7 protein-coding genes are annotated in these 9464 nt (G+C 35.9%); 6 read left to right on the top strand and 1 reads right to left on the bottom strand.

Annotated elements, in window-relative coordinates; translation table 11 throughout:
* Positions 1–140 precede the first annotated feature (140 nt).
* From ricT to Q0A18_RS12095, 5 genes are all read left to right on the top strand, one after another.
* Positions 141–1469, top strand: a complete 1329-nt coding sequence (ricT, locus tag Q0A18_RS12115; RefSeq protein WP_292010409.1) for a regulatory iron-sulfur-containing complex subunit RicT — start codon at positions 141–143, stop codon at positions 1467–1469.
* On the top strand, positions 1462–1926 hold the full coding sequence (locus Q0A18_RS12110; protein ID WP_292010408.1) for a gliding motility lipoprotein GldH: 465 nt from the start codon (positions 1462–1464) through the stop codon (positions 1924–1926). The genes ricT and Q0A18_RS12110 overlap by 8 nt, the downstream gene beginning before the upstream one ends.
* A 6-nt stretch (positions 1927–1932) precedes the next feature.
* Positions 1933–4317, top strand: coding sequence for a transglycosylase domain-containing protein (locus Q0A18_RS12105; protein ID WP_292010407.1), 2385 nt, complete (start codon positions 1933–1935; stop codon positions 4315–4317).
* 65 nt (positions 4318–4382) lie between these two features.
* A complete protein-coding gene (locus Q0A18_RS12100; RefSeq protein WP_292010406.1) occupies positions 4383–5921 on the top strand; it encodes a protein adenylyltransferase SelO family protein in 1539 nt (512 codons plus the stop codon).
* 95 nt (positions 5922–6016) lie between these two features.
* Entirely contained in the window at positions 6017–7294 is a 1278-nt protein-coding gene (locus Q0A18_RS12095) for a DUF6080 domain-containing protein (protein ID WP_292010405.1), read from the top strand.
* A 57-nt stretch (positions 7295–7351) separates the two neighbouring features.
* Here Q0A18_RS12095 and Q0A18_RS12090 read toward each other — a convergent pair whose 3' ends face one another.
* Positions 7352–7918 (bottom strand): SPOR domain-containing protein, encoded by a 567-nt coding sequence (locus Q0A18_RS12090; RefSeq protein WP_292010404.1) that lies wholly within the window; start codon positions 7916–7918, stop codon positions 7352–7354.
* Positions 7919–8101: 183 nt separating this feature from the next.
* On the opposite strand from Q0A18_RS12090, the gene Q0A18_RS12085 reads away from it, so the two are divergent.
* Positions 8102–9454, top strand: coding sequence for a c-type cytochrome (locus Q0A18_RS12085; RefSeq protein WP_292010403.1), 1353 nt, complete (start codon positions 8102–8104; stop codon positions 9452–9454).
* Positions 9455–9464 lie beyond the last annotated feature (10 nt).

Here is a 9464-nt window from a genome sequence, read left to right as displayed (position 1 = left end):
TACTAATATATTAAGACTATGATCCCTAAAATATTAATCACATGTTTAATATTAAACTAGGAATCAAATTAATATTTAAAAGTTTTAGAATTTCATAAAGATAAAAATATCTAAATTTGCAAGATTAAATATTAGAATATATGAGTTGTGGATGTAAAACATCCGGCGATTCTACACATTCTTGCGGAACTAAGTCCGCAAATGGCTGTGAAAGCGTAAATACCTGTGGTAATAGTTATAAATTAAGTGTTTTTGACTGGTTATCTGACATTCACAATCCCGCATCTAACAGATGTGATTATGTGGAAGTTAGATTTAAAAATGATAGAAAGTTATTTTATAAAAATACAAATAATATTCCTTTACACATAGGTAGTGTCGTTACTGTAGAATCTAGTCCCGGACATGACGTCGGTGTAGTAAGTCTTACCGGTGAATTAGTGAAAATTCAGATGAAAAAGAAAAAAACGTCTGAAGAATCTTCACTTAAAATATATAGATTAGCCAATCAAAAAGACATAGAAGTCTGGCAGGAGGCTAGAAAAAAAGAAGATAATGTAAAAATAGAAGCCAGGAAAATTGCCCATAAACTAGGTCTGGAAATGAAAATTACAGATGTGGAATATCAGGGTGATGCTTCAAAGGTTACCTTTTATTATACCGCTGATAACAGAGTCGATTTCAGACAGCTGATTAAAGAATATGCAGCTGCTTTCAGAACCAAAATTGACATGAAACAAATCGGTTTCAGACAGGAAGCTGCTAAAGTAGGCGGAATAGGATCTTGTGGAAGAGAGCTTTGCTGCTCTACATGGCTCACAGACTTCCGCTCTGTGAATACCAACGTGGCAAGATACCAACAGCTGAGTATTAATCCTCAAAAACTGGCAGGACAATGTGGTAAATTAAAATGCTGCCTAAACTATGAATTAGATAGTTATCTTGATGCATTAAGTGATTTCCCTCCTTCCTCCACTATGCTGGAAACCGAAAAAGGAAAGGCTTTTTGTATAAAAATTGATGTTTTCAAAAAGAAAATGTGGTTTGCCTATGTTGAAAACTCTATTGCATGGTATGATTTTGATATAGATCTTGTAAAAAAACTGATCTACAAAAATAAGAAAGGAGAAAAATCCTTACCTCTTGAAGAATTGAAACAGCCGGACACTTCCATCAAAAGCATAGATTTGATTCAGGAGAATAATGTAGACCGTTTTGAAAAGAAAAACAGAGGATCATCCCATAATAGAAACAGGAATCAGAATAAACCTAACCAAGGGAATAGAAAAAATAACAGACAGGACAACTCTCACCCCAACTCCGGACAGACTCCTAAGCCACAAGCTCCCAAAGCCCCGGCTGAAAAACCAGAAGCGAATGCCGGATCTACAGAGAGAAAGCCTCAAAACTCTAACAACAAGAAAAAGTTCAAAAAGAAATATCCTCCAAAAAAAGATAATAATGCTTAGATTTTTAGGGTTACTACCCCTTCTCCTTTTCTACAATTGTAATTCTTCCTCAGGAGAAGATATCATCATGAATTCTATAGACAACAAATGGAATAAGAAAAGTGAACAAAAATTTAATCTTGACATCACCGATTCGCAAAATCCTAAAAATATTATATTTGTTGTGAGAAATAACAATGAGTACCCTTATAGTAACATTCGGTTCATTGTAAATTTCACGAATCTTCAAAGCAAGAAAAAAGAAACAGACACTTTAAATTACGTGTTAGCAAAACCAAATGGCGAATGGCTTGGAACAGGATTTGGAGATACAAAAGAAATCTTTTTTCAGTATAAGCTGAATTACAGGTTTCCGGAGAAGGGTAAATATGAAATAGGAATTGTACAGGCAATGAGGAATGACAACCTCCCCGGAATAGAAGATATTGGTATAAAAATAGAAACGGCTAAACCGTAACCATACATGGAAGAAAAAAAACAAAACACAGGAAGTAAAGGAAAATCATTTCCTCTTCCTCCCAAAAAAAATAAGAAAGATGGCTCTTGGAAAAAATGGGTTAGATTTATTTGGATTGGACTCATTGTTGTCGTTTTAGGAATTTCATCTCTTTTCTTTGCGGTTTCCCAAGGTTTTGTAGGGGAAATGCCAGATGTGAAAGAACTTGAAAATCCTGATATTTATGTAGCATCTGAAATTTACTCTTCAGATGGAGTTTTATTAGGAAAATTTGAGAAAGAAAAGACTCAGCCTATTACCTATAAAGACCTTCCCCCATACCTTATCTATGCTTTACAGGCTAAGGAAGATGAACGTTTTAAAGAGCATTCCGGTATTGATTTAAAATCAATATTAAGAGCTGTAAGATATGGTGGTGACAGAGGTGGAGGATCTACGATTACCCAGCAGTTAGCTAAACTGCTTTTCACTAAAGAACCTTCCAAAAATCCTATCAAAAGGATTACTCAAAAGTTAAAGGAATGGTCGGTTGCAGTAAGTTTGGAAAAAAGATATACAAAAGAAGAGATCATTACTCTCTATTTCAATAAATTTGATTTCACCTACAATGCCAATGGTATTGAAATGGCATCAAAGATTTATTTTAATAAAAAAACATCTGAACTTACTCTTCCAGAAGCTGCTATGTTTGTAGCAATGCTGGAGGCTCCTATCGCCAACAACCCGATGCGAAACCCAGAAAGAGCGAAAAGAAGAAGAGATGTTGTACTTTCCCAAATGCTGGAAACGGGATATATTGACCAGGGAACTTACGACAAAGCTATTTCAACACCGATCGAAGTAGATTACCATCCTATTAAAAATATTAATGATGATTACTCTGCATATTATAAATTCTATTTAAGAAAAGAGATTGACGGTTATCTTAAAGATTATGAGAAAGAAACCGGTAAAAAACTCAACCTATATAAAGACGGATTAAAAATATATGTAACTCTTGATTCCAAAATGCAGAAGTATGCAGAGGAAGCCATTAAAGAACATTTAACAGATCTTCAAAAAAGGTTTGATGCAGAACAGAGAGGAAGAAAAAACAGACCATTCTACTACCTAACTGAAAAGCAGGTTAACAGTGTGATGGTTCAGGCTATGAAGAGAACCGGACGTTATAAACAATTAAAGGCAGCCGGTGTTCCAGAAGATTCTATTTTAATGGAGTTCCACAAGCCGATTAAAACATCAAGATTTACATGGGCCGGAGAAGAAGAAGTTGAAATGTCTCCATGGGATTCTATCCGTTATCATAAACAAATTGCCCAGGCCGGATTAATGTCAATGAATCCGGGAAGTGGGGAGATCAAGGCTTGGGTAGGAGGAATAGACTGGCAGCACTTCCAATATGACCATATCAAACAAGGGAAAAGACAGGTAGGATCTACCTTCAAGCCTTTCGTATATGCTACTGCTATTATGAAACTGGGAATGACTCCTTGTTCTGTGGTCTCCAATGGAACATACAGCCATAATGGATGGACCGTTCCTGGAAGAGGAGGTATGCTTACCATTAAAGATGCTCTGGCACACTCTCAAAACCCGGTAGCTGCTCGTCTTATAGAAATGACGGGAGTGGATGCCGTAATTCAGACAGCAAGAGATCTTGGAGTTACTGAAGATATTCCGAGAAATAATACAATTGCCTTAGGATCCTCCGACATTACTATTTATGAAATGTTAGGTGCTTATAGTACTTTTGCTAACTATGGAAATTATAACAAACCGGAAATGATCTGGAGAATTGAAGACGCCAACGGAAGAGTAATCAAAGAAGTGAACATAGAGCCTAAAGAAGTAATGAATCCTCTTTATGCCTACACTATGATTGAACTGATGAAAGGGGTCGCTCAATATGGAACCGCTTCCGGGGAGCTTTCCAGAAGAGGAGTTCCAAAAGATATAGAGATTGCTGGTAAAACAGGTACTACTCAGAACAACTCCGATGGTTGGTTTATGGGAATCACTCCTAAACTGGCTACAGGAACATGGGTGGGATGGGAAGACAGAGCCACTCACTTCTATGGTACAGGGGAAGGACAGGGAGCAAGAATGGCTTTACCGATCTGGGCTATCTATATGAAAAAAGTATGGGCAGATAAAAGCTTAGGCGTTTCTCCGGATGACAAATTCATTAAACCATCCGACTGGACAGGAAACTGTGCCGACCTTCAAGGTCTTGGAGGTGGTTACGGAGATGATGGTGGACTAAGAACCATCGATCAGATTAAAAACCCTCCACCAGCCAGCTCAGGTCAGTCCAATGGAACAGTGCATAAAAAAGAAGAAAGCGTCAATGAAAATCTCAACACCGGAGAAGACATTGATTTCAACAAATAATTTTTACAGAAAAGACCCTTCAAATAATTTTTGAAGGGTCTTTTTATTATTTATAACTTTGGGTTATGAATATTGAAAATATAAAACAACCCTTTATAAAAACTTTTCCCGGTGATTTTTCTGATAATCCTATGCAGAGAAATACTCCGAAAGTCCTTTTTTCAACAATCAGGCCTGCAGGTTTTGATAACCCTAAACTAATTATATTCAATGAAAAGCTTTCGGAACAAATCGGATTAGGCACTTATGAGGACAAAGATTTAAACTTCCTTGTAGGGAACCATCTTCCTGAAAACATACAACCATACGCTACGGCTTATGCCGGTTATCAATTTGGCAACTGGGCGGGCCAGCTGGGAGACGGAAGAGCTATTTATGCCGGAGAAATAACCAATAACAACCAAACTACCGAAATACAATGGAAAGGAGCCGGAGCAACTCCTTACTCAAGACATGCCGATGGAAGAGCTGTACTGAGATCTTCCGTCAGAGAATATTTAATGAGTGAGGCAATGTATCACTTACGGGTTCCTACCACAAGGGCTTTAAGTTTAAGCCTTACTGGTGAGAAAGTAGTCAGAGATATGATGTACAACGGAAATCCTCAAGAAGAAAAAGGAGCCGTGATCATCAGAACCGCTGAAAGCTTTCTTCGCTTTGGTCATTTTGAACTTTTATCTGCCCAAAAAGAATATCAAACATTAAAGAACCTGGCTGATTTTACTATTAAAAACTATTACCCGGAAATCACTTCCGAAGATACACAGAAGTATAAAGACTTCTTTGGAAGCATTTGTAAAAGGACTGCCGATTTAATGGTTGAATGGTATCGGGTAGGATTTGTACATGGTGTAATGAATACTGATAATATGTCCGCTCTCGGTCTTACTATAGATTACGGTCCTTACTCCATGATGGATGAATATGATTTAAACTTCACTCCCAATACTACAGATTTGCCGGGAAGAAGGTATTCATTTGGAAAACAGGGACAGATTTCACAATGGAATCTTTGGCAACTGGCCAATGCGCTCTATCCCCTGATCAATGATGAAACTTTTATGGAAAAAACCCTTAATGATTATGGGAATTATTTCTGGGAAGCTCATGACAAAATGCTGTGTAGCAAGTTTGGTTTCGATAACCTTTTAAAAGAAGACGAAGATTTTTTCACCAACTGGCAAGGGCTTATGCAGGAATTACAATTGGACTATACACTGTTTTTCAACAGACTGGAAAAACATGATGAATTATCTAATGTTACAACTCTCTTTCAGGATATTTCCTATACTGTTTTAGACGAAGAAAAATTAAGAAAGCTTAATCATTTCATTGGATCCTATCAAACAAGGCTTGACAAAAACAGCATATCCAAAGAGGAAGCGATCCTTATGATGAAAAAGAATAATCCTAAATTCACTCTGAGAAATTACCTTTTATTTGAGTGTATTGAAGAAATTAATGAGGGTAAAACAGGATTATTAGATCAGCTCATTCATGCTTTGGAAAATCCGTATGAAGAAATCTATCCGGAGTTTTCTAAAAAAAGACCTTCAAAATATAATGATATTTCAGGATGTTCAACTCTTTCCTGCAGTTCATAATCAAGATAAATCATTCAATTATATTTATAGAATAATAGATAAAAACCCACTGAATGTAGTGGGTTTTGTTTTACTTTTGCAAAAACTTACAGCAGGTGTCTTCATTAAAATCAAGATTTATAAATTTTTTAAGACTGATCTTTCCTTCCACCCTACTTGAGCTTGGAGTATTTTTATTTTTCCTCATTGGCTATGGAATCTTAGGCTCTTATATCGCTCTGAATTACAGGATCATATTTGACAGCAGAATACCCTGGGATGCCTATTTCAGTTTCGACAATAAAGCCATAGTGATGACAGGAGGCAGCTTTGAAAGACACCCCCTTTCTTATTATTTTTTCAACTGGATCAGAGAATTGGCGCTGTTCATCTCCAACGGAAAAATGGATTCAACCTTCAGGCTGACACTCGCCTGGTTAAGCAATATTATGGTCAGCGCATGCATATTACAAGTCTTTAAATACCTGAAAAACATTATCCGTCTGCCCTTAACCATCTGTTTTTTGATTTTAGCTTTCTTTGGAATTTTCTCTACCAATATATTACTTTCTTTTACTCCAGAAAACTTTACTTACACCCTGTTTTTACTGACTCTTTATAATCATTATGCTGCATTGAAGCTACAAAAAGAAGAAAAGATTCCGGCATTGGCACTTGCATTTGCAGGAGTAACTATTGGTGGGTTAACCATTACCAATATTATAAAAGTTTTTATCCCACTTCCCTTTGAAAAGGGTATATTCAAAAACTGGAAAAGTTTATTAAATGCATCAATAAGGGTACTGTTTACTCTCATCTGTTTCATTTTGCTTTACCTGAACAGAATTAATTTCAAGTATGAAAATATCTTTTCAAAGACATCTCAGCAATATGAAAAATTCTCCAATGTAAACAGTACTCCGATATGGGATATGATTTTATCATTCTTTTTTGGAGGAAATATACTTTTTCCAGGATTTATTGTACGTGATAAAAACAATATGAAAGGATTTGATTACAAAGGTTTGTTTATGGATGTATACACTTCATGGTTACCCTATATCTTTATCGCAATCATCCTTACTTTAATCCTATGGAGCTATCTTAAAAATTTTAAAAATCGCCTTGTTCAAATTTTAATGATCTCTTTCTTTTTCGATATCATCATCCATTGTATCATGAGGTTTGGGCTTCATACTTCTTACATTTACGGAGGTCATTTTGTATACATTTACCCTCTGCTATTGGGGTGGTTATTTCAGGCATACCGATCCAATGCTAAGAGTTTATCATTTTTAACTGTCACTTTAGGAGGTCTTTTAGTCTATCTTCTGTTTAACAATTACATGAGAATGCATGAGTTCTTCTGGTTTTTAAATCAGTATTATCAATAAAAAAAGCAGTGATTGAACACCACTGCTTTTTTATATTTAAATTAATTACTCTCTATATTATTTAGCTTCAGCACAGAAAATCCTGTATTGCACAGCAACGGCCGATTTAAAATACTCCCTGATTTTGGACAAATCTGAAGCAGCACTCTGTTTTGTGAAATAACTTCCTGCCAGAATTTTATAATTAGGTCTGAAAGAAGCATCAATCTCCACCTTTAGATTAGGGAATCTTTTTCTGAAATAAGATCTTACTTCATTAGCTTCCTCGTTACTTTTAACTGTAGTAATCTGTATTTTATATCCTAAAATTCTTGGATTCTTTCTACAAATCTCTGCATTGGTCAAAGTTCTGCTAGGAACATATACTTTCGGAGGAGATAATGGATTATTTGATGAATTGCTATCAAGAATGCTATTCGATGAATTGGAATAGCTGGAAGAAGAACTGGCACTTCCTTTAGAACATTTATTCTCCAAACTCGTCAAAGCAGCATCTACTTTAGAATCCATCGAAATAGTAAGTTCTGTTCCCGCAAAAGTATCCTTCTTCACAATCTGCTGTGCCTCAATGCTATAAAATCCAAACACAGATAAGATTGAAAATATTTTGATTAAATTTTTCATTTAAACTTGTTTCCGCAAATTTATATAAATAAAAAAACTATACCAAACTAGTTATTTAGAATCAATACAAATTAAAGCTAAATGATATTTTCCCCTTTGTTGTTACCGTTAAATTAGTGTTAAAAATATTATTTTTGCGGAATTGATTGAATGTTCAATATTTACTAACATAAGATAATTTAAATGATTAGTTGGAGAAAGCATTATAAACAAACGTTGATCGCAATAGGCTTATTGCTATCAACCAGTGCTTCAATTTACGGGCAAGACGGCGATCCTAAAAACGGAGAGAAACTTTTCAAAGCAAATTGTACAGCATGTCACGCTTTAGACAAACAGATTATTGGTCCACCATTAAAGGGGATCGTAGCTAAAGTTCAAGACGAAGAAGGACTCGGTACAGATTGGCTTCACAAATGGATTAAAGACAATAAGGCTTTAAGAGAATCCGGAGACAAGTACGCTAACAAGATTTTCGAAGATTACAACAAGACTGAAATGCAGCAGTTCCCAAACCTTTCGGATAAGGACATTGATGACATTTTAGCCTATACTACTAATCCTCCTGCACCAGAACCAGAAGTAGCTGCTGCACCTGCTGCACCAGAAACAGGAGGAGCTGCCACTGATAAAACAACAGCTAATATTGTTATTATTTCATTATTGGCAATCGCTGGATTGTTAGTTTGGATTCTAATCAAATTAAGACAGCTTGTAACATTAGGTCAGTCAGAAGACTTAGCTGGACTTAACGCGACAAGAGTTCGTTCATTCAGTGAAATCTATCAAAAATATCACTATGTAGGTAAAGGTTTATTGGCTATCCTTGCTATCTTGGCTACTTATGGAATTTGGAACTGGATCATGTGGATCGGGGTTTACAAAGGATATAAGCCGGAGCAGCCTATTCACTTCTCACACAAAATTCACGCTGGAGAAAACAAAATTGACTGTCAACTTTGTCACTCAAGTGCTAAATATGGAAAAGTATCAGAAATTCCATCTATGAACGTTTGTATGAACTGTCACAGATCTATCTCTGAATACACTGGTAAATACATGGAGCCAGGAAAAGACAAAGCATTCTATGACGGGGAGATTCAAAAAATCTATGCTGCTACAGGATGGGATTCTGAAAAACAACAGTATACTGGTAAAACTCAGCCGGTAGAATGGACAAGAATTCACAACATGCCTGATTTCGTTTACTTCAACCACTCTCAGCACGTTGTTGCTGGTGAACAAGCGATTATCAGTTCTTTCAACAAAAAGAACCCTAATGACAAAATTGATGTTGTTTGTAAGGCTTGTCACGGAAAAGTAGATACAATGAATGTGGTTCAAATGGCCAATGACTTCACCATGGGATGGTGTATTGAGTGCCACAGAACTACAGAGATTGATATGAACAACGGTTATAATAAAGAATACTTCAAAAATCTACATGACAAGCTTAAAAAGCAATATCCTAAGGATGGAGGTAAAATTACTGTAGATGCGATTGGAGGTCTTGAGTGTGGTAAATGTCATTATTAATAACTAAAAA

Origin of the sequence: Chryseobacterium sp. (assembly GCF_022712095.1) — a bacterium.
In the GTDB taxonomy this organism is placed as follows: Bacteria; Bacteroidota; Bacteroidia; order Flavobacteriales; family Weeksellaceae; genus Chryseobacterium.
This window is presented reverse-complemented; position numbering and strand designations above follow the sequence as displayed.

Bases quoted from the DNA above. Each gene is read 5' to 3' on its own strand.
- Q0A18_RS12085 (WP_292010403.1), top strand. From the start codon at position 8,102: ATGATTAGTTGGAGAAAGCATTATAAACAAACGTTGATCGCAATAGGC.
- Q0A18_RS12105 (WP_292010407.1), top strand. From the start codon at position 1,933: ATGGAAGAAAAAAAACAAAACACAGGAAGTAAAGGAAAATCATTTCCT.
- Q0A18_RS12110 (WP_292010408.1), top strand. From the start codon at position 1,462: ATGCTTAGATTTTTAGGGTTACTACCCCTTCTCCTTTTCTACAATTGT.
- ricT (WP_292010409.1), top strand. From the start codon at position 141: ATGAGTTGTGGATGTAAAACATCCGGCGATTCTACACATTCTTGCGGA.
- Q0A18_RS12090 (WP_292010404.1), bottom strand. From the start codon at position 7,918: ATGAAAAATTTAATCAAAATATTTTCAATCTTATCTGTGTTTGGATTT.
- Q0A18_RS12100 (WP_292010406.1), top strand. From the start codon at position 4,383: ATGAATATTGAAAATATAAAACAACCCTTTATAAAAACTTTTCCCGGT.